General features: G+C 64.8%; 19 protein-coding genes and 1 tRNA gene. 11 read left to right on the top strand and 9 right to left on the bottom strand.

What is annotated here, in order from left to right; genetic code table 11:
* Nucleotides 1–1,383: 1,383 nt before the first annotated feature.
* Nucleotides 1,384–7,896 (top strand): NACHT domain-containing protein, encoded by a 6,513-nt coding sequence (locus LNV23_RS20580; protein ID WP_263564708.1) that lies wholly within the window; start codon nt 1,384–1,386, stop codon nt 7,894–7,896.
* Nucleotides 7,897–8,333: 437 nt separating this feature from the next.
* Here LNV23_RS20580 and LNV23_RS20575 read toward each other — a convergent pair whose 3' ends face one another.
* Nucleotides 8,334–8,846: a hypothetical protein gene (locus LNV23_RS20575; protein WP_263564707.1), complete on the bottom strand. Its 513-nt coding sequence runs from the start codon at nt 8,844–8,846 to the stop codon at nt 8,334–8,336.
* Between the two features lie 348 nt (nt 8,847–9,194).
* On the opposite strand from LNV23_RS20575, the gene LNV23_RS20570 reads away from it, so the two are divergent.
* On the top strand, nt 9,195–9,635 hold the full coding sequence (locus LNV23_RS20570) for a hypothetical protein (RefSeq protein WP_263564706.1): 441 nt from the start codon (nt 9,195–9,197) through the stop codon (nt 9,633–9,635).
* Nucleotides 9,636–9,655: 20 nt separating this feature from the next.
* Here LNV23_RS20570 and tnpC read toward each other — a convergent pair whose 3' ends face one another.
* Genes tnpC through tnpA form a run of 3 tightly spaced genes read right to left on the bottom strand, consistent with a single transcriptional unit; the run spans nt 9,656 to nt 11,901 of the window.
* Nucleotides 9,656–11,161, bottom strand: coding sequence for an IS66 family transposase (gene tnpC, locus LNV23_RS20565; protein ID WP_411910607.1), 1,506 nt, complete (start codon nt 11,159–11,161; stop codon nt 9,656–9,658).
* A gap of 57 nt (nt 11,162–11,218) precedes the next feature.
* The gene (gene tnpB / locus LNV23_RS20560; protein ID WP_263564705.1) at nt 11,219–11,551 is read right to left on the bottom strand and encodes an IS66 family insertion sequence element accessory protein TnpB; all 333 of its coding nucleotides are present in this window, start codon (nt 11,549–11,551) and stop codon (nt 11,219–11,221) included.
* Nucleotides 11,548–11,901, bottom strand: a complete 354-nt coding sequence (gene tnpA / locus LNV23_RS20555; protein ID WP_263564704.1) for an IS66-like element accessory protein TnpA — start codon at nt 11,899–11,901, stop codon at nt 11,548–11,550. Before tnpA ends, tnpB begins: the two co-directional genes overlap by 4 nt.
* Nucleotides 11,902–12,336: 435 nt before the next feature.
* Between tnpA and LNV23_RS20550 the strand changes: the two genes are divergently transcribed.
* The 3 genes from LNV23_RS20550 to LNV23_RS20540 are packed head-to-tail and all read left to right on the top strand — an operon-like array spanning nt 12,337 to nt 13,422.
* Nucleotides 12,337–12,537 (top strand): hypothetical protein, encoded by a 201-nt coding sequence (locus LNV23_RS20550; protein WP_263564703.1) that lies wholly within the window; start codon nt 12,337–12,339, stop codon nt 12,535–12,537.
* Nucleotides 12,534–12,980 (top strand): DUF3293 domain-containing protein, encoded by a 447-nt coding sequence (locus LNV23_RS20545; protein ID WP_263564702.1) that lies wholly within the window; start codon nt 12,534–12,536, stop codon nt 12,978–12,980. Before LNV23_RS20550 ends, LNV23_RS20545 begins: the two co-directional genes overlap by 4 nt.
* 7 nt (nt 12,981–12,987) lie before the next feature.
* The gene (locus LNV23_RS20540) at nt 12,988–13,422 is read left to right on the top strand and encodes a hypothetical protein (protein ID WP_263564701.1); all 435 of its coding nucleotides are present in this window, start codon (nt 12,988–12,990) and stop codon (nt 13,420–13,422) included.
* Between the two features lie 624 nt (nt 13,423–14,046).
* Here the strand turns inward: LNV23_RS20540 and LNV23_RS20535 are convergent.
* Nucleotides 14,047–14,364 (bottom strand): helix-turn-helix domain-containing protein, encoded by a 318-nt coding sequence (locus LNV23_RS20535; RefSeq protein ID WP_263517000.1) that lies wholly within the window; start codon nt 14,362–14,364, stop codon nt 14,047–14,049.
* Between the two features lie 119 nt (nt 14,365–14,483).
* Between LNV23_RS20535 and LNV23_RS20530 the strand changes: the two genes are divergently transcribed.
* Nucleotides 14,484–15,086: a hypothetical protein gene (locus LNV23_RS20530; protein ID WP_263564700.1), complete on the top strand. Its 603-nt coding sequence runs from the start codon at nt 14,484–14,486 to the stop codon at nt 15,084–15,086.
* 3 nt (nt 15,087–15,089) lie between these two features.
* On the opposite strand, the gene LNV23_RS20525 is transcribed toward LNV23_RS20530, so the two are convergent.
* The 3 genes from LNV23_RS20525 to LNV23_RS20510 all read right to left on the bottom strand — a co-directional run bounded on the left by LNV23_RS20525 (nt 15,090) and on the right by LNV23_RS20510 (nt 17,853).
* Complete coding sequence (locus LNV23_RS20525; RefSeq protein WP_263564699.1) at nt 15,090–15,989, bottom strand: plasmid recombination protein; 900 nt, start codon at nt 15,987–15,989, stop codon at nt 15,090–15,092.
* Nucleotides 15,990–16,718: 729 nt separating this feature from the next.
* Nucleotides 16,719–16,795: transfer RNA gene (locus LNV23_RS20515), tRNA-Met, on the bottom strand.
* 152 nt (nt 16,796–16,947) lie between these two features.
* Nucleotides 16,948–17,853 carry a delta(1)-pyrroline-2-carboxylate reductase family protein gene (locus tag LNV23_RS20510; protein ID WP_263564698.1) on the bottom strand — a complete coding sequence of 302 codons (906 nt, stop codon included), beginning with the start codon at nt 17,851–17,853 and terminating at the stop codon, nt 16,948–16,950.
* A gap of 280 nt (nt 17,854–18,133) precedes the next feature.
* On the opposite strand from LNV23_RS20510, the gene ftsY reads away from it, so the two are divergent.
* Nucleotides 18,134–19,285, top strand: a complete 1,152-nt coding sequence (gene ftsY, locus LNV23_RS20505; protein WP_263564697.1) for a signal recognition particle-docking protein FtsY — start codon at nt 18,134–18,136, stop codon at nt 19,283–19,285.
* Between the two features lie 141 nt (nt 19,286–19,426).
* Here ftsY and ffh read toward each other — a convergent pair whose 3' ends face one another.
* Nucleotides 19,427–20,833: a signal recognition particle protein gene (gene ffh / locus LNV23_RS20500; RefSeq protein WP_263564696.1), complete on the bottom strand. Its 1,407-nt coding sequence runs from the start codon at nt 20,831–20,833 to the stop codon at nt 19,427–19,429.
* Nucleotides 20,834–20,883: 50 nt separating this feature from the next.
* Here ffh and LNV23_RS20495 point away from each other — a divergent pair, with 50 nt between their 5' ends.
* From LNV23_RS20495 to LNV23_RS20480, 4 genes are read left to right on the top strand one after another with little or no spacing between them, the layout of a single operon-like run.
* A complete protein-coding gene (locus LNV23_RS20495) occupies nt 20,884–21,756 on the top strand; it encodes a cytochrome C assembly family protein (RefSeq protein ID WP_263517006.1) in 873 nt (290 codons plus the stop codon).
* Between the two features lie 18 nt (nt 21,757–21,774).
* Complete coding sequence (locus tag LNV23_RS20490; RefSeq protein WP_263564695.1) at nt 21,775–22,020, top strand: PP0621 family protein; 246 nt, start codon at nt 21,775–21,777, stop codon at nt 22,018–22,020.
* Nucleotides 22,017–23,945 carry a sensor histidine kinase gene (locus LNV23_RS20485; protein WP_263564694.1) on the top strand — a complete coding sequence of 643 codons (1,929 nt, stop codon included), beginning with the start codon at nt 22,017–22,019 and terminating at the stop codon, nt 23,943–23,945. Before LNV23_RS20490 ends, LNV23_RS20485 begins: the two co-directional genes overlap by 4 nt.
* Before the next feature lie 7 nt (nt 23,946–23,952).
* Entirely contained in the window at nt 23,953–25,533 is a 1,581-nt protein-coding gene (locus LNV23_RS20480; RefSeq protein WP_263564693.1) for a sigma-54-dependent transcriptional regulator, read from the top strand.
* Nucleotides 25,534–25,801 lie beyond the last annotated feature (268 nt).

Genomic DNA, 25,801 nt, shown 5'->3' with positions numbered 1-25,801 from the left:
CATTGAGGGCTGTGGCTGCTTGCGAGCCGGCCATGAACCTTTGGTGGTGCGAGCAATTGCAATGTCCCCGGGGACGTATCGGGGACTCCCAGGGGAGTCCCCTGCCGAAAGCGGACATACCGTGGAGCGGCATCTGTTCGATGTCACGCGTGTGTGGTTTCTAGAACCTGAAGCCCGAGGAGATCCAATCGACCGCCTTGCGTGCAAGCCTCGGCATGCGCGTCGCGCATTCGTCCGGATTTGCGGCGGTTGATCACCGCAACGACGGTGCCGCTTTGTTGTCGCCGCTTAGGGTTGGTGATTTCTTCCGAGACGCCAGGATCTCTTGTACCTGGCGTCCCACCTCCTTAAAGTGCTGCCGCAGCTCTTCGATCTCGGACGGACTCAGGCGGTTTGAACCAGGCAAGCCGGTGGGCTTCGGACTCTGTGAGGGAGTCGACGCCTCGCCCTGTTGCGGCGCGGAATTGATGCGTGGATTCACTATGTTTCTCACGTAGTTCAGCCTGCCGGTCAGGTTCTCTCAGTCGGGGGGTGTCCTTGGCCGGGATCTGCTGCCAACGCCCCCGTGCGCCGAGAGCTTCCTGAGCGTCATCTCGTAGTCGGACGGCGACAAACTGAGGAGCCAGTCAGATATTCCTCTCGACGGGCAGTGCGGCGGCTGCTGCACTTCCTGCGATGACGTCGTGTCCGCGTTTGACTCGCTGGCTTGAGACATTTCTGCCCTCGTGGAGTCGTGCATTGTCATTCAGTGTCTGGGCGACGTATCGCCCCTCGTGAAAGTCGACCTAGGGCGGCAAAGAAAGTGAGTTTCGTGCATGGATGTGCGCAGTTATTGTGAGTGGTTTATCGCGTGTTGGGAAGGTCAGGTCTAGGGGAGAACTGGGGGCGACGACTAGTGCGTGAGGCATTCATGCGAGTACCTACAGCCGGTGCAAGCCAGGCCCCTCGCACTCAGAGTCCAGGCAGACTGGCACGCCGGCGCTCGATGAACTTCCGTTGCCTTGGAGTACTTCTGAACTTCGGCCTACGTGGAGTTGAGCAAGTTGGCGCCGGATGACCGCTCTCGGCGGTTGTGGTAACTCGGGCGCCGAGAATGGATGGGAGAGATGTGTACGTAGCTGATGTTGGTTGAACTTCGGCAGCAGGCTGGTTGCGGTCGTTCGTTGCAGTCCGGCCGAATGCTGCTGTTGGCCAAGACCGTTAGTTCAACCGCGTTCGAGGAGCCTGACCATCGACCGTCGCAGCGGGCGCGATCTGCAGAACCATCAACTTGACGCGACGCTAACATGGGTATCCTTGGGTTAGGTCTGGGTGGAATGGGCAATGGCGATAGCGACTAAGAAGTCCACGACGACGCGTAGGACGGTAGCCCCGCAGGAGGCCATGCCGAAGCCCAAGGCGTCGCTCAAGCTCAAGAGGAAGGCTAACCCTCGAACGCGCCCGGCGGTAGACACCGTTCGCGCCTCCCGCGACGGTCACGAGTTCCACGAAGCCTGGGTTGCTCGAAAGTGTCTGGGCTTGCTCCTGCCGGGATCCGAGTTGGTCGGCATTGCGGTGGAAGGATTCGCCAACGAGGACCAGCGCGGCGTCTCGAACGAAGGCAATGAGATTGCTGACGCGGTCCTGTACTTCGGAGGCCGGGCCGACCTTGAGCACGCGAAGCGAGTGGTCGTGGTCCAGGTGAAGTACTCCAAGGCGGCCGAGCACAAGCCGTTTCGGGCGGCGGATGCGAAAAAGACAATTGGCAAGTTCGCGTCCACGTATCGCGCCTGTAAGACTTCGCTTGGGACCGAGAAGGCGCGGGCAAAGTTGCGATTCGAGTTGGTCACCAACCGGCCCATCGAGCCTGCGTTGCTCAAGGCCATCGAAGGTCTGGCGGCGCAAAGCGAGCTTAAGGGCGACGCGAAAGTGCAATCGAAGCAGGTGGCAGACGCCTGCAAGCTGACGGGAAAGGACCTCGCCGAGTTCGCCGCGCGGCTGGACATGAACGGCCTGACTGGCGACCTGCGTGAGAACAAGCAGCAGCTCGCACTCACCCTGGTGGACTGGTCGGACGCGCGGGACCACATGGCCCGCCGTCGTCTCGCTGACATCCGGGAAATGGCACGCGACAAGGCCGGTTTGGTCGAGCAGCACCGCAACGTCATCCTGCGCACGGACGTCCTGGCTGCGTTGGGCCTTTCCGACGACAAGGACCTGCTCCCGGCGCCGGCGAGCTTCCCGTTGATCGGAAAGGTGCTTGATCGGGTGCAGTTGGACGACACCGTTCACCGCATCCCACGGCTAACTCGCCCGTTGGTGGTGCACGCCGAAGGCGGGTTCGGAAAGACGGTCTTCATGACCTCGCTGGCCGCCCGCCTGAGTCACGAGCATGAGACGATCCTGTTCGACTGCTTCGGCATGGGGCAGTACCGTGCCGCTGACGACAGTAGGCACCTGCCAAGCCGCGGCCTAGTGCACATCGCTAATGAACTCGCCTGTCGAGGCTTGTGCGACCCCATGCTGCCCTCGACCAGCAACAGCGAAGACATCCTTCGCGCCTTCCGCGTGCGCCTGGAGCAAGCCGTCGCGACCTTGCGCCGTGGTTCGGCGGACCGGCAACTGGTCCTGCTGCTCGACGCGATAGATAACTCCAGCGAAATCGCTCGCGATCGCCATCAGGACTCGTTCCCGCGCCTGTTGCTGCAGAGCTTGGAGCACGGCGTAGCGATCGCCGGTCTGCAGGTGGTCGTCAGTGCCCGAACGCACCGGCGGCTCGCCGCGACCGGCGAGACCTCCGCCGAAGAGGTCGAGTTGGCGCCCTTCGTCGAGGGGGAGACACGTGCGTTCCTGCGCGCACGCGTGAGCAAGCTGACCGAGACGATGGTCCAGGTAGGTCAGGCACGGTCCAAAGGCAATGCTCGTGTGCTGGAACACTTGGCCCTGGAAGCCGGCCTGCTGGCGCCGAGCGAGATCGAGAAGCCGATCGAACTGGACGACCTTATCCAGCACCGTATTGACCAAGCTCTGGTGGAGGCACGGAAGCTGGGCAATGCCGATCGCAGCATCCGCGCTTTCCTGGCGGGGTTGGCCACCTTGCCGCCGCCGGTGCCGCTCAAGGAGTACGCGCAAGTCAACGGCCTGGCCGAGGGTGCGGTCGTCAGCTTCGCGGCAGACCTGTCGCCGCTGCTGGAGCAGACCAAGCATGGTCTGATGTTCCGCGACGAGCCCACCGAAACCCTCATCCGGCGCAACTACGCCGGCGACGCTACGCCGCTGCGTGAGCTGGCAACGAATCTGTTCGCCATGCAGGGCGAGTCGGTCTATGCCGCCACGACGCTTCCTGACCTGCTGCTGCAGCTGGAGGATGGGGAGCGGCTCTTTCAGCTTGCCTTCGACGAGCGGCTGCCCGCGAGCATCACCGGCACCGTGGGCCTGCAGACTATTCGCCATGCGCGGCTTCGCGCCGCCGTGGCGCACGCCGTTCGCGTCAACGACCACGACCACCTCGTGCCGTTGCTGGTCGAGTTGTCGACCCTCGCCGCGATGGACCAGCGGGGAACGACGTATCTGCTGGACTACCCCGATCTCGTGGTCGCCTCGGCCGATCCGGATTCGCTTCGGCGCATCTTCGAGGCACGAACACCGTGGCCAGGCTCCCGCCACGCCCGCCTGGCGATTGCTAATGGGCTGATGGGCGACACCGCCGAAGCAATCTGGCACGCCAGGTGGGTCGCTGAATGGCGGCAGCACTACTTCGACCAGAAGAACGACGCGCATGACCGCGCTCACCCCACGGTGCTGGACTTGGCGGCGCTCCCGTTCTGCCACCTGCTCAAGGGCGACGGCAAGGCGGCGGCTCGAGACCTATCGGGTTGGGTCAGCGCCGAGCACGGTTACGACACCTCCAAAGCGGTGTTCCAGATGGCGCAACGTCCCGAGGCGGCGTCCTTGCTTTCACCCGAGGTGATCCGAGCCTGTGTCGATGCGCTGGCGTCGATTGGGCCGATCGCGGCAGCGATTCGTTACGCCGCCGGCAGCCCGGAGCAGCAACGCGCTCAGCTCGAGTCGCTCGGTGCGGCATGCATTGCTGACGGTCCGGTGAAGTTTCGAGATCACTACCGACCCGACGATCGCCCGTTGGTACAGGGCATGGTGGAGGCTGCGGCGAAGGCGGTGCGGTTGGGCATGCCCGCCCCGGCTGCCGCGATCCTCGCGGCACTCCCCTTGGTGCCGCCGAACCTGCACGTGTTCATGGACTCGTCGTACTGGGTCGGTGAGGTCGCCACGTACATTGCCCGGCAGGTTGTCGCCTGCTGCGCGTCCGGCACCCCGATTGGTCCACGCGACCTGTTGCCTCGCGAACTGGCCGAGCTCGCTGCGACCTTGACTCCGAATCTGACCGAAGCGGAGTTCCTCTCCGCGCTCAAGCAGGCCCTGGATGCGGAGCACGAGGCGAAGGCCAAGGCCGCCCGAGACGCGAAGAAGGATGCGCGCCACGAGTACAGCCTCCACGCATCGGCCGTGCGATTCCTCCAGGAGCGAATTCCGCGCTGGCTCGATATCGCGCGTGACTTCGCACAGGCCGTTGTTGGTTCCGGTTCCGCGGCACCTAGTTTGGCGCCACTGACGGCCCGCTGGACCGCGCTGCGCAAAACCGACGATTACGACTCTGGCGGCCGCTCGGCGCAATGGCAGTACAACACGGTTGTCGAGCGCTTGCTGGCGTTGGCTCTTGCGGCGAACGACTCATTTCCTGCGGGCGAAGTCGCGGCACACATCGAAGCGGCCAGCGAGCCGGACGCTACGCCCTTGTCGAGCCTGATCGGGCTCGTCGCATTGTTGGCGTCTCGTCCGGCGTTCCATGCCATGGCCGGCATGCTCGCGATTAAGGCGGGCGTGGCCACCGAGAAGGAGCACGATGTCACCGATCGCGCCGCACACTTTGCGCGCCTCGGACAGGCGATTGCGTTGGCCAGCCCTACCGAAGCGGTCGCGTATTTCCGGAAAGGGCTCGAGCAGATGGACGCGATCGGCTCGGGCGACTATCACTTCGTCGAGGGGCTAATGCACTTCGCCGGCGCGCTGACCGGCGAGGGTCTAAGCCAGCGCGAGAGCCACACCTTGTCCAACATCTGCGAGCTCAACTTGGGCGAGGAGCAGAAGTTCGGCTGGGGTTCCTACGGTGCCGCGATGAGCCGGGCATCCGGCGTGGCCGGGCTTGCAAGGCTGGCGCGGTGGCAGGACCGCGGGCGAATCTCGTTGGACTTCACGCTGTTGCCGTATGTGCGAGCCTTGCTGGAGGACGACAAGCTCGATGCCGAGCTTGCCCTGACGCTCTTGCGACTGTCGAATCCAGTCGAGCTCTACGTGTGCGGGACCACGCAGTTGGTCACCACTCTCGAATCCAAGCCGTCCGCACGCGTAGTCGCCGTGGCCACCGAGCTTGTCGCGCAATACCTGCAGAACAATCCTGGTTCTCTGGGCTCGGAAACGCCCCGCGCGCTCGCCCGCTTCGCCGGCTCGGTGCTGGACAAGGACGCCTGGCAGCGGCAGTACCTTGAAGCTGCGGCGGATAGGATCGACGTCAAGCGCGATGACCACAACCGGAGCACAAACTGGAGGGCGTCCGGAGGCGACGCCGCGTCTCGAACCTGGGAAGACGAGCAGAACAAGGCGAAGGCGCATGTTCTGCAGATCGCCGCGGGCACCGATCCGCTCGATGAGGTCGCGGTGGGGCGCCTCCTCGATGCGGCCCGCAAGCAGGTCCAGAACATGCGCTTCTCGGTCGATGTCCTCGATGCGTTGCGAGCGAAGTTGGCGTTCAAGCAATGGCCTGACTATCTGGCGCTGATCGCGCGGCTCGAGGTGTTGGATCTGTACGAGAAGGAACGGGAGCTGCGCACCTGCAAGGAGCAATGGATTGGCTCTTCGCTTGCCGTAGTCGACGAGCTGAAGGCCTGCGCACCGGTCATCGCACGGGTGAATGCAGGCGAGTACATTTCCTTCGATTACCTGTCGGACTCACACGTCCGCGCCCTTGAGGACATCTGCGGTCTGGCGCGCCGTGACGTACTTATGCTCCTCATCCGCGAGTTCACCCGTCCCAAGATGACGGTACCGGCCTCAGTGTGGCTCAACTTCGCTGCGGAGTTCAACGAAAAGGCTTCGCCCGGCGTGGGCGAGGCGGCGCTGACGCGCCTGCTGCAGAGCGGGCCGGCGAAGCTCGCGTCCAACACGGAGGACGGGGCGTGGCAGGACGCGATGACCTTTGCCGGAGATGCGGTCGAGGCCATCTCCGCAATCACCTGGTTCCAGCTCGGTTCGCCTGTGACCCGGCAGCGGTGGTTCGCTGCCCATAGCCTGCGCACGGCAGTCCGGCTCGGACGTGCCGAGGTGCTGGATGGCGTCGTTGCAAAGTATCAGCGCCGCGACGCCGTCCCTTTCCAGGCGCCGGAGTTGCCGTTCTTCTACCAGCACGCCCAGCTCTGGTTGCTCATCGCATTGGCACGCATCGCATTAGAGTCGCCCGCGGTCGTTGCTCGGCATGCCGATTTCCTCGAAGCGATCGCATCGGACGCTGTCGAACGCCACGTGCTTCGGCGGCATTTCGCGTCTCAGGCACTGCTGGCCTGTGTGACCGCAGGTGAGTTGTGCATGCCAAAGACACGGGTTCAGAAGCTTCAGCGCGTAAATCGATCAAGCTTCGCGGCCCGGAAGAAGAAGGACTTTTACGGGAGCGATTTCTACGCCCCGCGTCCGAAGGACATGGCCACGCCCCAGCCTGAACTGCATCTGGACTACGACTTCAGCAAGGACGAGGTTGCCCGGCTGTCGAGCCTATTCCGACGGTCGCACTGGGAAACGGTGGATGCTCTCGTCGCCAAGGTGCGTGAACATGACGCCTTTATCGAGTTTATGAGCGATCGCAAAGGGCGGACGCGACCTGGTCGCGACCACCACACGCGCGGCATAGACGCCGAGTACCAAAGCCACGGCGAGCAGCTGGCCTGGCACGCCTTATTCTCGGTGGCAGGCAATCTACTAGCCGCGTACCCGGTGGTTTGGTGCGGCTACGATGAGGTAGACCCGTGGGAAGACTGGCTTTCGCGCGAGGTCGTGACGCATCCGGCGGGCCTGTGGCTCGCGGACGGGATGGACCGTCAACCCCTGGACAGCTGGGTCTCCTTGATGGTCATGGGCGAAACCGCGATGGACCTCACTGCGGATCCGGCCGCATTGAAGTCGTTGCTTGGGATCGGCGACTCGGTGGGAGACTGGCTCACCGTCGATGGCAGTTGGCACTCCAACGAGAACGTCGAGATCCGGGTGATGTCGGCGCTGGCGCCGCGGGATCAGAGCGCCTCACTTGCCGAGGAGCTGGCCGCACAGGGGCCCTTCCAAGCCTACTTGCCGCAGCTAGAGATGTACGAAGACGACGGGATGGCCTCGAATCGTGATGCGCCCTACTTACCGTGGATCGTGCGCAAGGAAGCCTATGCGCATCTGGACGAGACCGACTCCCTGGGCGCCGCTGGCGCGGTGCAGCGCTCGCGTTTGAGCCCGGACGTCACCGCGTTCGCCAAGCTGCGATCTGTCTACCCGTTCGACAAGACCTGGGAAAACGCCGCCGGCGAGACCGTGGTGCGGGCCGACGCGTGGATTGAATCCGGTCGACATGAGGGAGTTGCGGGCGACGGCTCACGCCTGCGGTGCCGCATTGACGTCGTGCGTGCCTACCTGGAGGCCCGCGACGCCGACCTGATGTGGCTATTGCGCCTGCGCCGCCACGACGGAGGCCGCGGCAGAGAGCGCAGTCGTTACTGGCATACCACCGCTGTCATCCGGATGAATGCCTCTCTTGAGGTGAGTTACACGACGGGCCGGTCAAATGAAATGGAAGAATTGAAGTTCTAGCCTGTTTCCGGCGCGGTAGCGCGCGTCAGCGGATGGGACGGCCGCGTTCGTGCCACAGCTGCCAGACGCTGGCCCCCGCGAGGGAGCGCGAGCAAGGTCAGCTCTTCGAGTCGGACGGCCGCTGGGTGCTGCTCAGTGTGAGTAGGACCGTGACGACCACCAGGTCGAAAGCGCTGCTTTGCGGACTCCAGACCTCAGTTTGAACTTCGGCTTTGCGCACATTGCTGCCGCTTAGTAAGCGTCCGGCCAAGTCACCTTGAACGGCGAGCCCGTGCCGGCCAGGATGGTGTCCACCAAACGAGCTAGGTGGACACCATGTCAGACGCCAAGCCGGCCAGTCGCCGGCGACACGATGCAGACCTGAACTTCAGCGCCTCAATTGACCGGCTGGAGGCCTGGCCGATGCCGGTTGTGACCTAGCACCCGGCTCGGTGGCCCTATTTCGGGGCCGTGCACACATCCTTGCCGGCCGCTGCCGAATACTGGCACTCCCCCTTCGGCGGCCCTTTCTTTGGCGGTGGCTTGGGGCAGGCGCTGCAATGAAGGTCTCCGCCGCAGTTCTCAATGATGGCGCGCGACTGGCACTGCTTCAGGTCCAGCTCGCGCCGTTCACGTTTGGGCGGGCAAGCGCTACAGACGATGACGTCGCCATCGGTGATAGCGCAGTCCTTGCAGCTTTTCAAGTACGCGCCACCCGGGGGATCCTTTATCTCGGCAAAGCTGATGCGCAGCGGTGCGTTCTGGCAAAGCCCGACCGTAGTGTTCGACCTGCCGCTCAGGCACGCGGCACGGGCTTTCTGCAGTGCGATGTCCTGGGAGGTGCCCTTACCCTCGTATTCCCTGGAGTTGACGCCCTCATCAACCCACCAGCTCGCCTTGACCACCCACCAGGCGTGCGCTGGTCCGCATAGGGCGCACAGGGCGACAAACAGTCCAATCACTCGCTTCATAGCTTCTCCCGTGTCCGGAGCTTTACTGTGGCAGCCGTCCGTCGCTGTTCGGAACGCCGTCGCGCCTTCCTGGCGGTCCTGACGATGGATGTGTCCCCAGGATTGATGACGGCCGTGTGTTGTGGCTGGATTCCAGACGGCAGTCGCGGCTGCAAGCCCTGACCCCAGCGGCGTGCGCCGTGACCCCCTGAAGTGGGGTCCAGGCGGACGGGTGGTGCCAATGGGCATCCGCACTCAACAAGACGACCGCCATGCGTACCAACAAGATACTCTTGACCCGGTGCGCTGCTGCTGGCTTCAAGGGCGAGAGCAACCCGCACATCTATTCCTCGGAGTGCTGGTATGCCCATGTCTCGCAGCCGCCAGCCCATCCCCGACGTCGCCGCGTTCACGTGGTTCCTCAATGGCCTGACCCGTCCCGCGCGCATCCGCGGCATGGAGGGCGAGGCGGTGCCCGACCCCGTCGCCCAGGACCTGTTGGCCACTGCTGACCTGGCCGGCCTGTTGTCGCAGCTGCATGCGCTCGACGTGCGCAACCTTCGGCCCATCGGCTACGGCGCGTCATCGGTTGCGTTCGACGCTCGCCATGGCCTGGCGCTGCGCCTGGGCATCGGCGAACCGGTCGAAGTGCCGCGCATCGCAGGCGTCATCCATCCCTTGGCGCGCGGGCGTGCCGGGCGCGGCCCGCTTCGAGCTCATGCCCCTGGCGGACACGGCCGGCATCATCGAGGCCGACGTCCAGGCCCTGGCCGAGCTGCTTTCCGTATGCGTCCAGGCAAGTCATCTTGACTGGCTGATCTAGCTTCAGGCTATGTCGGCTGCGCCCAGCGATGCGGCAGTAACGCCGCGATACGGCTGGCGGGCTGTGTCGGCAGCCTGGTCAGCACGTCCTTCAGGTAAGCCCATGGCTCCAGCCCATTGAGCTTGGTCGACTGGATCAAGCTCATGACGGCCGCGGCTCGCTTGCCCGCGCGCAGGCTTCCAGCGAAGAGCCAGTTCGAGCGACCCAGCGCGACTGGCCGAATGCGGTTTTCGACCCAGTTGTTGTCGATGGGCAGCATGGGGTCATCGAGGTAGCGCGTGAGCGCCGCCCAACGTTTGAGGCTGTAGTCGATGGTTTTGGCTGTGGCGGAGCCGTCGGGCACCTTCTGTCGATGCAGCGTGAACCAGAGATGCAAGGCATCGGCCACAGGCCTGGCCTGGCTCTGCCGGGCCTGCAGACGCTGATCTGGTGCCGATGTCTGCACCTCGCGCTCGACCTCGTACAGCGTGCCGAAGTGGCTCAGTGCCTGCTCTGCAATCTGGCTGCGATGGTTGGCCCAGAGCTCGTAGAACTTTCGCCTGGCGTGCGCCATGCAGCCGACCTCCAGCAAGCCTTTGGCCAGAAGCGCCTTGTAGCCAGAGTAATCGTCGCAGACCAGCGCGCCGCGCCAGTCGCCCAAGAACTCCATGGCGTGCTTCCCGGCGCGGCTCTCCGCAAAGTCGTATACAACGATGCGACTGTCCTCGAACTGGCCGGTGCAGTAGCTCCACAGATAGGCCCGATGCGTCTTGCCGGCGCCGGGGTCAAGCATCGCCACCGGCGTCTCATCAGCGTGCAGCACGCGGTGGCTGAACATCTCGGCCTTGAGGGCATCCACCAGCGGCTGCAACTGCACGCCACACGCGCCGACCCAGGCGGCGAGTGTCGAGCGCGGCAAGGCCACGCCCGAGCGGGCGTAAATGCTTTCTTGCCTGTACAGCGGTTGATGGTCGGCGTACTTGGCGACCATCACCTGCGCGAGCAGGCCAGCGGTCGGGATGCCCTTGTCGATGACGTGAGCCTCTACCGGCGCTTGCACGAGGCGTTCGCACTTGGCACAGGCCCACATGCCTCTGATGTGGCGCTCGACCGTGAACACGCCGGGCTCGTAGTCCAGCTTCTCGGCCACGTCCTCGCCGATGCGCTTCATCTGGCAGCCGCAGGCGCACAGGGTGTTGTCGGGCTCGTGGCGGAACTCGCGGCGCGGCAGCTCGGCCGGCAAGGCTTGGCGCTTGGGTATCTGGCACTCAGGAGCAGCGGGCTTGGTGGCGAGTTGCTGCAACTCGCTTTGCACCGCCTCCAGGTCTTCATCGACCGAGTCTTCGAGCAGGCTGCGCTGATCGCCTTGGAAGACTTCGCTGGTGGCGGCGAACTTCATCCGCTTGAGCACCGCGTTTTCGTGCGTGAGCTTGTCGATGGTCGCCTGCTTGTGGCGCACCTCGGTGAGCAGTCGCTCGGTCAACTCGCGCAACTGCGCGGGTGTCAGGTTGTCGAGTTGGGCTTCGTGGATCACGAGAATGCATCTTGCCCGCTTCGATGCCAGCAGGCATCGGCACTTCCGGCAATTGCACTACAGCACGCGAATGATCCCGGCCTCGCCCATCATCTGCCAGGGCAGGCCCAGGACGAGCGCGTCGAGTTGCACGCGGCTCAAACTCACGGTGCCTGCGACGTGATGGGGCCAGATGAATTTGCCGCGATGCAGCCGCCGGGCGGCCAGCCAGACGCCGACGCCGTCGTGCACCAAGACCTTCATGCGGTTGGCCCGGCGATTGGCGAAGAGGTAGGCGGTATGCGGATGAGCAGCGCCGAAGACCTTAACCACGCGGGCCAGAGCCGATTCGGTGCCCGCGCGCATGTCCAGCGGCTCGACTGCCATCCACACCGAGTCGATGCGGATCAACGCAGCAACTCGCGGGTCCAGGCGGCAAACTCGGCCGCTGCCGATGTCGGCCAGTTGATCGTCATGGCGATGGCGCCACGTCGCAGGTCGACCTGGATGTCGGCGCCTGAGACAGGATCAGGCGCAGGTGTCGATGCAAGCGACACCGGGACGAAGCCGCTTGAGATCGCGGGCACTGATGGCTTGCCTTCGCGCGCCAGTTGCCGCCAGCGGTGCACAACGTTGGCATTGATGCCGTGGCCCAGGGCTACCTTCGCCACCGAGGTGCCTGGCGCTGCGCATTCGGCCAGCACCTGTACCTTCAACGCCTCACTGTACGTCTGTCGCCTCGTGGGTTTGTCGCTTGCCATCGTGTCCACCTGTGATTACGTGGACACGATCCTTGCAGTCGCGATGCCTCAATTCAAGACGGGATGCCCGGACGCATACTCCGCTTAGTCTTGGGGGGCTTTGTGACCGAATCTGACCTAAAGTGGTCGCCCAGTTGATCTGAGTGAATGGCAACAACGTTGTGGTGCCGACCTCCACCAATAGCCTCATATGCCTGTTGTGGGCGCCGAGCCTTCGATTCGATGCGAGGGGGGATTGCAGTGCGCGCGAGCAATCGTCAGGGAGTATTCGACGAGCAATCCGCATGGCGCTAGACTTGGCACATCGGCCAACAGCCGGTCGCGGGCTTTAAGCACTACTTGGCGCCGCGTCAACAACGCCTAAAGGTCGCCTACCGAGCTGCTCCCCGCCTCGCTGCCGACTTCATATCGGCACGCGGGGGTGGAGAAAATGAGATGCAGGCCATCATCCAAGCAACATCTGCTTTTGAACTGAGGGCGGAACTCACCAAGACGCCATTCGGGCATAGCCTTCGATTGATCAGCTATGTGCCGACAGCGCGGCGTCCTGAGCAGCAGGTGAAGTTTCAGGGCCTGTTTACAGGCGCGCAGTTGCGCGACTTGCGGGACCTGATCGACAAGGAGCTTGCCACATGAGCTGTGAACAAGATCTGATGTCGACAACGTGCATCCCTCCGGACCTGATCCTCGCCTACCGGCAGACCGACTTTCACGTCTATGGTGATCAACCGACCGTACTTAGGGTCGACATGGTCAACGACGTTTTGGTCGCTGTCCATCGTTCAAATGGGGTGAGCGGCAGTGCCTTCATCACCGCCTGCAACCCTCATAGCCGGGCGCTGAGCGAGCAAGAGAATGTGCAACGCCAGTCCGCACTGGCGCAGGAACTGCAAGAGAGGGGCGTTCATTTCGTCGAGGGCTGCGGGCAGCATGCGTCGAACAAATGGCCTGGCGAACCCAGCTACCTTGTCATGGGGCTTTCTCTGGCGGATGCCAAGGCGCTCGGCCACCGCCTGGAGCAGAACGCGATCCTCTGGAGCGGTGCCGATGCAGTGCCGAAACTGGTCCTCTTGCGTTGATTGCCGCATGAACGCCAAGACTTTTCGTTGCGGGCCAGTTCATTCGCTGGGTGATCAGATTTTGGATTTCTATGTAGGCCAGGATCCGGGCGCCTTGCTGGCCTGCGCCGACGCGCTAGCTTCGCAGTTCGTCGCGCCCGGTGGCGGGCCAGCGGCGACAGGCATCTGCGGCCAAGTGCTTGAGATTCTCAGTGACCACCCGTGGGTAGGTCAGCTTTCTGAATTGTGTGAGCTGCCCTCGGGCCGTAGCATCACGCATCGTTTTCCCCAGGCCACCGGCTGGGGTTGCCAGGCTCAGTTGCAGCACTATCGTTCCCGGTTTGGTGAGCCTCCGATCTGGGTTGCATGGCTGCACCCCACACACCGTAGGGCGCTGTGTCACCTAGCGTTGCAAACTGGCTTCAAACTGCGCGCGCGGGTCTCTGAGAGTCGCAGAAGTTGATGCGCCGTCATGTGAAATCAATTGAGCTATTCGATCTCCAGCACCTGCCTTTTCGCATGCCTCGGAGGGCAGATTGATTGAACATGCTTGCCGCTGAAGGGCATGAGGTCCTCCTCAAGCCGCTAGTCGCGCTGGACCTTGCGATGTTCATGACGGTGAGCGCAAGTTCGGCCGAACTGGCTGATGGTTTGGCATTCGTTCCTTACTGTTTGATTCCCCGAATCAGGGTGGCTCGTCGATGTACGCGGTGCCAGGGTGTTGTCGGCTGCGGTTCTAGCCTGCAAGTAGTTCAGCAATAAAACTCAACTGAGCCCGGAAATTTCGGGCGAACTTTGATTCGAACATGGCGATCCCAAAGAGCACTACCTCACCGCGTCCGGCTGAGGCTTCGACTATTTCACAGAGTCCGAAGCCCGCCACCCAGCCCGCTGCAAACCGCCTGAGTCCGTCCGAGATCGAATCGCTGAGGCAGCACTTCAAGGAAGTGGATCGCCAGGTTCAGGAGATCCTGGCGTCTCGGAAGAAGTAGCCGGCATTGACACTAGCCTTGCCATGCACCCACGCACTTGGACAGCGCCCTGAGCCTTTACCGAGGCTCTGGCCAGCTGTTCCCAGCCAAGCACGTCACTGCTGGCGGGCGATGTCGGCCAGCCCTGAAGCGACGGACAAAACTTCCTGCCGTGCCATAACTGGCAGCACATGCACCGCACAGAGAATTTCTGCGACCAAATCGTCCGATGTGTAAAAGTAGGCCGCCGGCATGTTGAGTGTGGAGGCCACGCGCTCGATGAGTTCGAGCGCGGGCACCCTCGCGCCAGTCTCGTATCGATTCATCCGAGCGCTGGCTGACTCCGCTTCGAGGCCGATTTCAAGGCCGAGCCTTTCCTGAGACAGCCCGGCGCGTAGCCGCGCAGCCTTCAGCCGCCTCCCAATGACCGACATGCAAATACCTCGCCCAAAGGCGAGGATCGTTCCTATAAGACTGTCTCGGTGTACTACCGTTTTGGTAGCATGACTTCATATCTGCACACACGACACATCACGTCGAGACATCCGAGCATATGAGCAACATCAATCTGGGCCGCGTTACGGCCTACATGCCGCCGCAGCAAGCAGCCATCGTCCATGCCTTGGTACGCATTTGCAGGCGGTCCGTCGGAGACATTGCTCGCACGCTGCTCCAGCGTGAAGCCGGCGCTGGTCAGGAGGCGTCACTGAACGAAATCAAGGCGGCCATGGCCAAGCTCGACGATTGCGTGGTCAATGAGATCACTGGGACGCTTCCTTTGACTGGGGGCCGCGCACGCATTTCGACCCGCATTTCACCGGAGGATTTCGAGTGGTTGGAGGCAGCTGCGGCGGCCGACAGGAGGTCGCTGTCCGAGATGGCGGGGACCTTGATAGTTGAACGACTGGAATTCCTGCGTCGCGCCGCGTTCAATGGAACCGCCAACACTGCGCAAAAGAGCGCCAAGGGTGCGCCCAAGTCTCGGATCCGCACAGCTCCGCGCGTCGCGGGGAAGATGGGGCAAGAGTCAGGATTGAGCAGCGAGGCCCAGCGCATCGGCGCAGCCATCGACTCGGTCGCCAACGACAAGTACCGAGCCGCGATGATCATTGCCATTGATCACATGGTCGTCTGCGGCAGGCTGGTGGGCGAATAACCGCTAGGGAGCTGGTTGCAGGATGCCTTGCCGGGTGCACCTTTTTGCAACCTTGCCTGCAACCGAGCGCGCCGGCTGTAGCGAGGACTTCTTGGGGGATCTGGCCGGAGGCCGATAGCGGCGCGGCTGGTCTTGGCTTCTGTCATCGCCCTTCTTCTTTGCGGCGGGTACGGAAGCGCCGGAGTGCGCGATCTTCGGCGGCGGCTGGCCAGCCACTTCGTCCATGTCGATGTCGTGCGCGAAGGGGGCAGGGTCCCTGTGGATCGCATCGCGGATCGAGGGCCAGGTCTCGTCGCGCAAAAGTGGACTGTGCCGTTCGTGCAGCCGCCGGATGACGGCAGCCGCGAGGTGTTCCTTCTCCTTGGTGGACAAGCGACCTGCCAGCATGGTCAGGCCGTACTTGGCGGCCACCTCGTCTCCGAACTGCTGGTGCAGGCGGAACAGGTCTGCCAGGCCACCGAGGGCCTTACTTCCGCTCAACTTGCCATTGATGAGCGGCATGACGAGGACATGCAGGTGTCGCTTCGCCTCGTCGTAGTGGATGTCGGCGCTCAGTATGTTGCCCTCGCCTCCATAGCGACGGCCAAGCCATGCGGTAGCGTCAGCGAAGAACTGGCGCAGCTCGGTGTGGTGTCGAGTGGGCAGGCTGATGACGAACTCGATGCACAGAATCGCGTTCTTCCGGGGCACGATGCCGGCGGCCTCAAGCCGAGCCCGCGAGTATGCCGATACTTCGCTAGCAGCGGCCGTGCCCGTCAGGTGCGCGTTCAGATGCGCAAGGTCCGGATCGATACGACGTCGCCGGCCATCCTTCTCCGGGATCTGGCGGCGGTTGTGCTTGATCGCGTACAGCAGCCTTGCGGTGCCGCTGATGGTCTTGGCTTTGAGGAAAACGCTACTCACGTGCAGGTCACTCCGGCGATCAGGCTGCGGATCAAGTCGACGGACCAGACCAGGCGGCCGTTGATCCTGGATGGCCGGAGTGGGCCGTTGTCCTTGCATGCCCAAAGGCGTAGCGTCTGCGGCGACCTGTTGAGGTGGTACGCGGCCTCGTCCGTCGGCAGCGCGGAGCGGGCTTCTTGGTCGAGCGGGGTGATGAGCGGTCTTGTCTTTTGCGCCATTGATTTGTTTGACACGGGGCATTGGGCCCGTGTTGAACAGTAATGTGCCGGGTTCCATTTTTTGTGGGGACTCCTGCGAATCGCATCAAAGCGAGATGCCGGCCGCAAGAGTCCCGGCAATTGCAGAATCAGCGATGTGCTTCTGTGCGCGGGAAGTTCAGCTGCAATGCCTCGTTGGGCGGCGCATCGTTCAGTGCGCCGCTGGGCCTGCTTCGCAACCTCGATACAGAGCATAGGGAATTGCGCGGAAAGCCATCGATGGTCGCGCCGGAAAGCGGCGCGTCGAGCGCTGGCAGCGTCAATCCAACCGAGCTACGCGCAAAGTGCGCGTTGGCGAAAATGCGCGCGTTGCTTCGTTCTTGGCGGCCTGACCGTGGTTGCCGAAGCCCTGGCTCGGGATTCGCCAAATGGTCTTACATCCGCCCTTACATCGTGCGACGAAGCCAGAAAGCAAAAAGCCACCGCTAGGGTGGCTTTTTCGTCTAAGTACTTGATGTACATAGACTTTATTTGGTGGCGCTTCAGGGATTCGAACCCCGGACCTGCGGATTATGATTCCGTCGCTCTAACCGGCTGAGCTAAAGCGCCTCAAGCCCTCTACTATAGCACCGGTTTTTTGAGCTGCGCAAGAGTTCTTTGAAAAAATCTCAGGAAATTTGAATTCGCCAGGGCGATGGGTCCGTGGACTCGGGTCGCCGCGCGAGGCTGCGACAGGTCCGGCGCCCCTGTTACGGTTGGGCTCACGGGTTGGGCTGCAGCGCGACCCGCACCGCCGCCAGGTCCCAGGCCGCGTGGCCGACGGTCTTGAAGAGCAGGGGCGCGCGAATCAGGTCGGGATGACGCAGCGCTTCGGCCAGGCTGTGCACGCGGGTCCAGTCGATGCCGGCTTGCAGCAGGTCGCCGGCTTCGTGGCGGGCGCCGTCGAGGTCGTCGACCCAGACCTGGCGGCGGCGCACCTCGCTGGCCGGCAGCTCCGCCATCTGCGGTGTGAAGCTGCCGATGCCGACGATCAAGGTGCTGTCAGCTACGTGATCGGGCAGCACGGCGCTGAGGCTGGTGGTGGCCGCCACGGTGACCTCGCTGTCTTCCAGCGCTTGTTCCAGGGGCAGGGCGCGCAGGCCAGGCAGGCCTTCCTTGCTCAGCTGCGCGGCGAAGGCCTCGCCTTGGCCGCGATTGCGGCCCACACATCGCAGCTGCACCCCGGGCCAGCGCTGGCTCATGGCCCAGGCGTGGCTGCGTGCCTGTTCGCCGGTGCCGACCAGGGTCAGCACTTGAGGCGGGCGCTGCAGCAGGGTTTCGATACCCAGCAGAGTGACGGCGGCCGTGCGGCGTGCGGTGACCACCGAGCCGTCCATCACCAGCAGCGGTTCGCCATGGCTGGCGCTGCTGACCAGCAGGCGACCTTGGATGGTGGGCTGGCCCAGGGCGCGGTTGGCGGGGGTGACGGCGACCAGCTTGGTGATGGCGTACTGCGCATCGGTGCAGGGCATGGCCAGATAGCTGCCGCCTTCGGGCAGGGGCAGGACGGAGCGGGTGGCCGCATGGATGGTGCCGGCGCGCAAATCTCGCATGGCCTGGGCCACGGCTGGAATCAGGCGGTCGAAGGGCAGCAGGGCGGCCGTGGCCTGGGCGTCAAGAATGTCCATCGTTGCGTGGGCCGGACGGGATCGCCGACGGCCGGAAGCGAAGCGAGCTTTGAGTATCCACCGCAGAGGCGGCCCTGGGTGTCGCCGGGCTGCACAGGGGGCGCCGTTTATGATTCGGGTGCGAACGCAGGCGTGGGTGTCGAGCTGAACCCGGCGCCGCGATCCGGAACCCCGATGACAAGGTTGAGCGACGCGCCGGCACCGCCGGCCCGCTTGCCCGCCGACGCTGCCCCGGCTTCGCGATGACGAAGTTGCCGCAGTGCCGCAGCCAAGAGTGCCCATGTTCAGCTTCTTCAAGAAAAAGTTCTCCAGCAGCCCGGCGCCCGAGCCCGTACCGGCGCCCGCGGTGGCCAGCGTCGATCTGCCCCAGGCGCCGCCTGAGGCTGTTGTTGTCGCAGCCCCGGTGGCTCCGGCTTCTGTGGCCGCGCCTACGCCGGCCGTGGTGCTGAGCGTCGAGCCTGTGCCGCTCATCGCGCCAGCGCCCGCCATGCCTGTGGCACCGATCGCGCCGGTGCCTGCCCCGGCACCCGAGCCGCGCCGCAGCTGGATCGACAAGTTGCGCCAAGGCCTGCGCAAGACCGGCTCCAGCATCGCCCAGGTCTTCACCGGCACCCAGATTGACGACGCTCTGTACGAAGAGCTGGAAGAGGCGCTGTTGATGGCTGACACCGGCGTCAAGGCGACCGAGTATTTGTTGACGGACCTGAAGCGCCGCGTCAAGGAAGCCAAGGCGACCGACCCTCAGGCGGTGCGTGGCCTGCTGGTCGAAGCTTTGGCCGAACTGCTCAAGCCCCTGGAGAAGAGCCTGGCCGTGGGCCAGCACAGCCCGACGGTGATGATGGTGGTGGGCGTCAATGGCGCTGGCAAGACCACCAGCATCGGCAAGCTGACCCGCCATCTGGCCGAGGCCGACCAGAAGGTGCTGCTGGCTGCGGCCGACACTTTCCGCGCGGCGGCGCGCGAGCAGCTGTCCGTTTGGGCCGACCGCACCCAGGTGCAGATCATCAGCCAGGAGGGCGGTGACCCGGCCTCGGTCACATTTGATGCGGTCAGCGCCGGCCGCGCGCGCGGCTGCGACGTGGTGCTGGCCGACACGGCCGGCCGCCTGCCGACGCAGTTGCATCTGATGGAAGAGCTGAAGAAGATCAAGCGCGTGATCACCAAGGCGCAGGCCGACGCGCCGCACGAGGTGCTGTTGGTGGTGGACGGCAACACCGGCCAGAACGCGCTCAGCCAGGTCAAGTCCTTCGATGATGCGCTGGGCCTGACCGGTTTGATCGTCACCAAGCTCGACGGCACGGCCAAGGGCGGTGTGCTGGCGGCCATCGCCCGCGAGCGGGCCATACCGGTCTACTTCATCGGCGTGGGCGAGAAGCTGGAAGACTTGCAGACTTTCAATGCGAGGGAGTTTGCGCAGGCTTTGTTGGAGTGAATCGTGAATCGGTGAATCGTGAATCGGTGAATCGGTGAACGGGTGAACGGGTGAACGGCTCGGCCTGGGCGCTATGAAAAAAAGCCACCGGATTGCGGTGGCTTTTTTGTGGGCGAGCGGGGAGCGCTCGGGTGTGCGGCTTCAGCCGCCCAGGCCACCCATGCCGCCGCCGCCCATCATGCCCTTCATGGCTTTCATGCCGCCCATCTTCTTCATCATCTTCATCAGGCCGCCGCCGCTCATCTTTTTCATCATGCCCTGCATCTGGTCGAACTGGGTCAGCAGGCGGTTGACTTCCTGGATCTGCACGCCAGCGCCGGCGGCAATGCGGCGCTTGCGGCTGGCCTTGCTCTTGCCGTCCATCAGCAAGGCGGGCTGACGGCGTTCCTTGGCCGTCATGGCGTTGAGGATGCCTTCCATGCGCTTCATGTCGCGCTCGGCGCGGTCCATGTCGGCGGCGCCGGCCTTGGCCGTCATCTGGGTGGGCAGCTTGTCCATCAGGCCGGCCAGGCCGCCCATCTTCTTCATCTGCGAGATCTGGGCCAGGAAGTCGTTGAGGTCAAAGCCGCTGCCGGTCTTGAGCTTGTCGGCCAGCTTCTGCGCGGCGGCCACGTCCACGCCCTTGGTCACTTCCTCGACCAGGGCCACGATGTCACCCATGCCCAGCACGCGGCCGGCATGACGCTCGGCGTCGAAGACTTCCAGGCCGTCGAGCTTCTCGGAGGTACCCGCGAACTTGATCGGCGCGCCGGTGATCTGGCGCACCGACAGGGCGGCACCACCACGCGAGTCGCCGTCCAGCTTGGTCAAGATCACGCCGGTCAGGGGCAGGGCTTCCTTGAAGGCCTTGGCCGTGTTGATCGCGTCCTGGCCCTGCATGGCGTCGACCACGAACAGGGTTTCGACCGGGTTCAGCACCGCATGCAGATCGCGAATCTCGGCCATCAGCGCTTCGTCGATGGCCAGGCGGCCGGCGGTGTCGACCAGCAGCACATCGAAGTAATGCTTCTTGGCGTAGTCAATAGCCGCCAGGGCGATGTCGTGCGGCTTTTGATCGGGGCTGGAGGCGAACCATTCAGCGCCGGCCTGGCCGGTGACCGTTTTGAGCTGCTCGATGGCGGCCGGGCGGTAGACGTCGGCGGAGACGGTCAACACCTTCTTCTTGCGCCTCTCGATCAGGTGCTTGGCCAGCTTGCCGGTGGTGGTGGTCTTGCCGGCGCCTTGCAAGCCGGCCATCAGGATGACGGCGGGCGGCTGGGCGGCCAGATTGATGTCGGAAATGCCCTCGCCCATGGTGGCGGCGAGTTCCTTGTGGACGATGGACACCAGCACCTGGCCGGGGTTGAGCGAGCCCACCACCTCGGCGCCCAGGGCTTTTTCCTTGACCCGGGCAATGAAGTCGCGCACGACGGGCAGGGCCACGTCGGCTTCCAGCAGGGCCATGCGCACTTCGCGCAGCATCTCCTGAACATTGCTTTCGGTGATGCGGGCTTGGCCACGCATCGTTTTCACGAGCTGGCTCAGGCGGTCGGTCAGATTGGAGGCCATCGGGGGTGGCGCCGGACCGGAGGGGCGGCGCGCAAAAGTACACTGTGGCGATGATTTTATCGTTCGTCTCTGCCGAGGCCGCCCAAGCCCTGCTGACCGGCTTCAGCGTACTGGCCGTGGCCGCCTATGCCTGGGCCGCCTGGCGCAGCGAAACTCGCCCCGCTGAGGGAGGTGGCCCGGCTGCAGAGCGGCCCGCCTGGCCCGTGCATCTGGGCCTCTTGTTGCCCTTCGCGGCCCACTTCTTGGCCTTGTTGGTGGACATCTCGGGCCTGGGCCTGGCGCAGGCCGGCGCGCGTTTCGGCTTTGCGCCGGCGCTGTCGATGACGGCCTGGCTGGTGCTGGCGGTCTACCTGGTGGAAAGCCGCCTGCTGCCGCTGCCGGGCGCGCGCCGGGTGCTGGCGCTGATGGCCCTGGTGACCGTGCTGCTGGCACTCGTGTTTCCGGGCGAGAGCCGGCCGCAAGCCGCCTCGCCTTGGGCGCCCTTGCATTGGGTGCTGGGCCTGGCTTCTTATGGCTTGTTCGGTGTGGCGGTGCTGCACGCGGTCCTCTTGAACCGGGCCGAGCGCCAGATGCGCCAGGTCGGTTCGGGCACGGTCGGCCGTGCGCGGTCAGCCAGCCCCGGTCTGCCGCTGCTGCGCCTGGAGCGGCTCACCTTTCAGTTTGTTGGCGCGGGTGTGACCATGCTGTCCCTCGCTTTGCTGCTGGGCTGGTGGTTCACGCCGCAGTGGCGCTGGGATCACAAGAATCTTTTCGCCGTGCTGGGTTGGGTGGTTTTGACCGGCTTGCTGACTGGGCGCCGCATTTTTGGCTGGCGCGGCCGCCGCGCCACCCGCTGGCTCTACTTCGGCGCGCTGCTCTTGTTGCTGTCCTATGCGGGTTCGCGCTTTGTGCTGGAAGTTGTTTTGCAGCGTCCGCCGCTGTGATGGGATGCTGAAGCTGCCATGAAATACCTGATCTTGATCGGCCTGCTGGCCTTGTTGTTCTTTGTGCTGGGTTTCAAGCGCGCGCGGCCGCCGCAGCCGCCTGCCGCCAGCAAAGCGCGTGATTCAGCGCCCCAGGACATGCTCAGCTGTGCGCATTGCGGCCTGCATCTGCCACGTGATGAGGCGCTGCCGGGCCAGGGCGGGGTGTTCTGCAGCGCCGCGCATCGCGCCAGCTATGAGGCGGAGCATGGCGGCGGGCGATGAACAAGGCTGAGCCGGCCCAGTCCTGGTTCGGGCCGGGCAGTGAGGCCACGGCCGCTGCAGCCGAAGGCGATGCCGACACGGAGTCGCGCTTCGGTGGCCTGGGCAGCGCCAGCGGCTTCAGCGCTTCAGGCTTCGACGAACTGCAGGCCGAGGCTGCGAGCGCGCCAGCCGGTGATTCGCCGGACTTCTTTTTTCAGCAGGGGCGCCGTCTGGCACAGGCCGGTGGCAATGCCTTCGGGCGTCTGTACCGGGCCTTTCTCGCCGCTCGCGCGGCCCTGGGCCTGGTCCTGGTGGCCACGCAGGTGATCGCCGGTTTCCTGGGCTCGCCGCCGCCGCGCTGGACCTTGGGCCTGTGCTTGCTCTATGCCGCCGAGGCGCTGGCGCTCTGGCTCTTGCCGCGCCTGCAGCGCGGGGCCACGGCGCGCAGCCTCGCGCGCGTGTCCAGCCCGCAGTGGTGGGCCAGCATCGGCCTCGACCTCGGCTTGTTCGGCTTGCTGCATGCCTTCGACCGCCTGGCCGGCGTCAATTACGGGGCGCTCTTTGTGCTGCCGGTGCTGATGGCCGGTGTCTTGACGCCGCGCCTGCTCGCTCTGGCCACGGCCGCGGTGGCGGCCTTGCTGATGCTGGCCGTGTCGGGTTGGGCGGTGCTGGAGGGCGCCGATGTCGGCCTGCGCATGACGCAGGCGGGCCTGGTTGGCAGCGGCTTTTTTGTCGTCAGCCTGCTGGCCAGCGAGTTGGCCAGCCGCTTGGCGCGCGAAGAACGGGCAGCGCGCGGCAGCATGGAGTTGGCGCGCCAGCAGGCGCAGCTGAACCGCCTGGTGATCGACGAAATGCAAGAGGGTGTGCTGGTGGTGGACCGGCGCGGCCGGGTGCGCGCGGCCAATCCGGCGGCCCGCATTCTCTTGGCCGATGCGGCGCCGCTGGCGTCGCAGGGGGTGCCAGGCGCGCCGGCCATGGTGCGCAAGGCGCCTTTCCAGCTGCGCGGCGTGCCAGCCTGGCAGCCGCTTGAGGCTGCCGTGGAGCAGGCCTTCACGGCCGGCAATTGGCCCGAGCTCGGGCGCGATATCAGCCTGAGCTTTGCCAGTGGCTGGCAACGCAGCCTGCGCCTGCGCATGCGTTTCACGCGCCGGCGCGAACCCAACACCACAGAAGATTTGTGCGTGCTGCTGATTGAGGACAACCGCCAGGTCCAGGCGCGCAGCCAACAGGAAAAACTGGCCGCCATGGGCCGGGTCTCGGCCGGCATTGCGCATGAGATTCGCAACCCGCTGGCCGCCATCGACCAGGCCAATGCCTTGCTGGCCGAGGACCTGGCCGAGCCGCGCGCCCAGCAGCTCACGCGCATGGTGGCGTCCAATGTGCAGCGCCTCAAGCGCATCGTCGAGGACGTGCTCGAAGTGGCGCCGGGCGCGGTGCCCACGCCGGTGCCGGTGGATGCCAGCACCCTGGTCAACGAAACCTGTCTCGATTGGGCGCGTACCAATCAGCTCGCGCCTGGGCCGCTGGATCCGCTCAGCTGCATCGTGCCCTTGCAGCCGCTGATCGTCAGTTTCGACCCCGAGCATCTGCGCCGCGTGCTGGTCAATCTGCTGGACAACGCCTTGCGTCATGCCGACCCGGGGCCCGCCTCGGTCCAGGTGCATCTGGACAGCGAAGCGTCCGCGGCCGGCCCGGGCTGGGCACGGTTGGTCATCTTCAATGCCGGTCGCCCGATCGCGCCCGAGGTCGAACGCCACTTGTTCGAACCCTTCTTTTCGACCCGCAGCCGGGGCTCTGGCCTGGGCTTGTACATTTGCCGGGAGCTGTGCGAGCGCTACGGTGCCCGCATCGATTACCAGCGCCGCCATGACGAAGCGCTGCCCGGCAACGAGTTCGTGCTGCGCCTGCGCTTGATGCCAGCCAGCAGCCCCGCCAACCTGATCTGAGACACCCATGAGCAGCAGCAGTCAACCTGCCGCCATCGGCCCCACGCACCGGCTGCTGGTGGTCGATGACGAACCCGATTTGCGCACGCTCTATGAGCTGACGCTTTTGCGCGAAGGCTATGAGCTGGAGACCGCCGGCACCGTGGCCGATGCACTGGCGCGCCTGCAAGCCCAGAGCTACAGCGCCGTCATCACCGACATGCGCCTGCCCGATGGCAGCGGCCTGGACCTGCTGCATTGGCTGGAGCAGCAGAGGCGGAGCGAAAAGACGCTGGTGATCACGGCCTATGGCTCGGCCGAGAACGCCGTCGAGGCGCTCAAGGCCGGGGCTTATGACTACCTGACCAAACCGGTGGACCTGCGCCAGTTCCGCCTGGTGGTGGCTTCCGCTCTGGGGCGTGTGGCCGCGGTGAGCGCGGTCCAGGCTGCGCCAGCGGCAGCGGCGCCGTCTCCCGTGCTGCCATCGGCGCCGGTCGCCGTCGCGTCGGCTGCACCCGCACTGTTGCCGACCAAGGCTGCCGCCGCACCGCGCCGCGCGGCCCCGGCCGGCTCGGCTCTGGACCGACTGGCCGGCCAGTCAGCGGCCATGCAAGAGGTGCGGGCCTTGATCGACAAGGTCTCCCGCAGCATGGCGCCGGTGCTCTTGCAGGGCGAGTCCGGCACCGGCAAGGAGCTGGTGGCCCGCGCCATCCATGACAGCGGCGTACGCGCGCGCCAGCGCTTTGTGGCGGTCAACTGCGGCGCCATTCCCGAGCAGCTGCTGGAGGCCGAGTTCTTCGGTTACCGCAAGGGCGCCTTCACCGGCGCGCATGAAGACCGCGAGGGCTTTTTCCAAGCGGCCGATGGCGGCACCCTGTTTCTTGACGAAATCGGCGACCTGCCCCTGGCCATGCAGAGCAAGCTTTTGCGCTCCATCCAGGAGCGCTCGGTGCGTCCTGTGGGGGCCGTGGTGGAGGCGCCGGTCAATGTGCGCATCCTCAGTGCCACTCACAAGGATTTGGGTGCCGAGGTGGCGGCCGGGCGTTTCCGCCAGGACTTGTTCTACCGCCTCAATGTGATCCAGCTGCGCGTGCCGCCACTGCGCGAACGCATCGAGGACGTGGCCCAGATCGGCGAGCAGGTGTTGGCGCGCATTGCCCACGATGCCGGCGTCTCGCCGGTGCCGCGCCTGACTGCGGATGCACTGGAGCTGCTCGCGCGCTATGCCTTTCCAGGCAATGTGCGCGAACTCGAGAACCTCCTGCACCGGGCGCTGGCTCTGTCGGGTGGGGAGTGGATCTCGGCCAGCGATCTGGGTTTGCCCGATGCGGTGCTCGATGATTCCCAGTTGGCAGCTTTTGATGCCCTGGATGACAGCTTGGGCGCAGAGCCGGCTGCACTCGGTGCGGTCGAGTCCGCCCCAGACTTGGCGGCTGCGGAACTGCCCGCCGACCTGGCCCTCTACCTCGACGACGTGGAGCGCGACATCCTCTTGCGCGCGCTGGCCCGCCACCGCTTCAACCGCACAGCGGCAGGCGCCTCCCTGGGCTTGAGCCTGCGCCAGATCCGCTATCGCATGGCGCGCCTGGGCATCACGGCGGGCGAGTGATCCGGAGAGTCAGGGTCTGAGGCCGGACGGCCGCAGCCAAGCAAGGTAAAAAAACGTAAGCGTGGCAGCCTGCTTGGCGTGGCGCTGAGGGCTGCGGACCCAAGCGCTACGTCGAGCTGAGCACCAGCCAGCGCCCTTGCGCGCGAATTGATTGCTGAAACTGCCTCTGGCACCGCCAGGATTGGCGCGGCCTGGCGCTCGATTCGGGCTGCCAAGCCAAGCGCCATGCGGGTCTGCGCGCCCATGGCCCCTGGGCATCGGGGTCGGC

Origin of the sequence: Kinneretia sp. DJ1R-11 (assembly GCF_025717595.1) — a bacterium.
In the GTDB taxonomy this organism is placed as follows: domain Bacteria; phylum Pseudomonadota; class Gammaproteobacteria; order Burkholderiales; family Burkholderiaceae_C; genus Paucibacter_A.
This window is presented reverse-complemented; position numbering and strand designations above follow the sequence as displayed.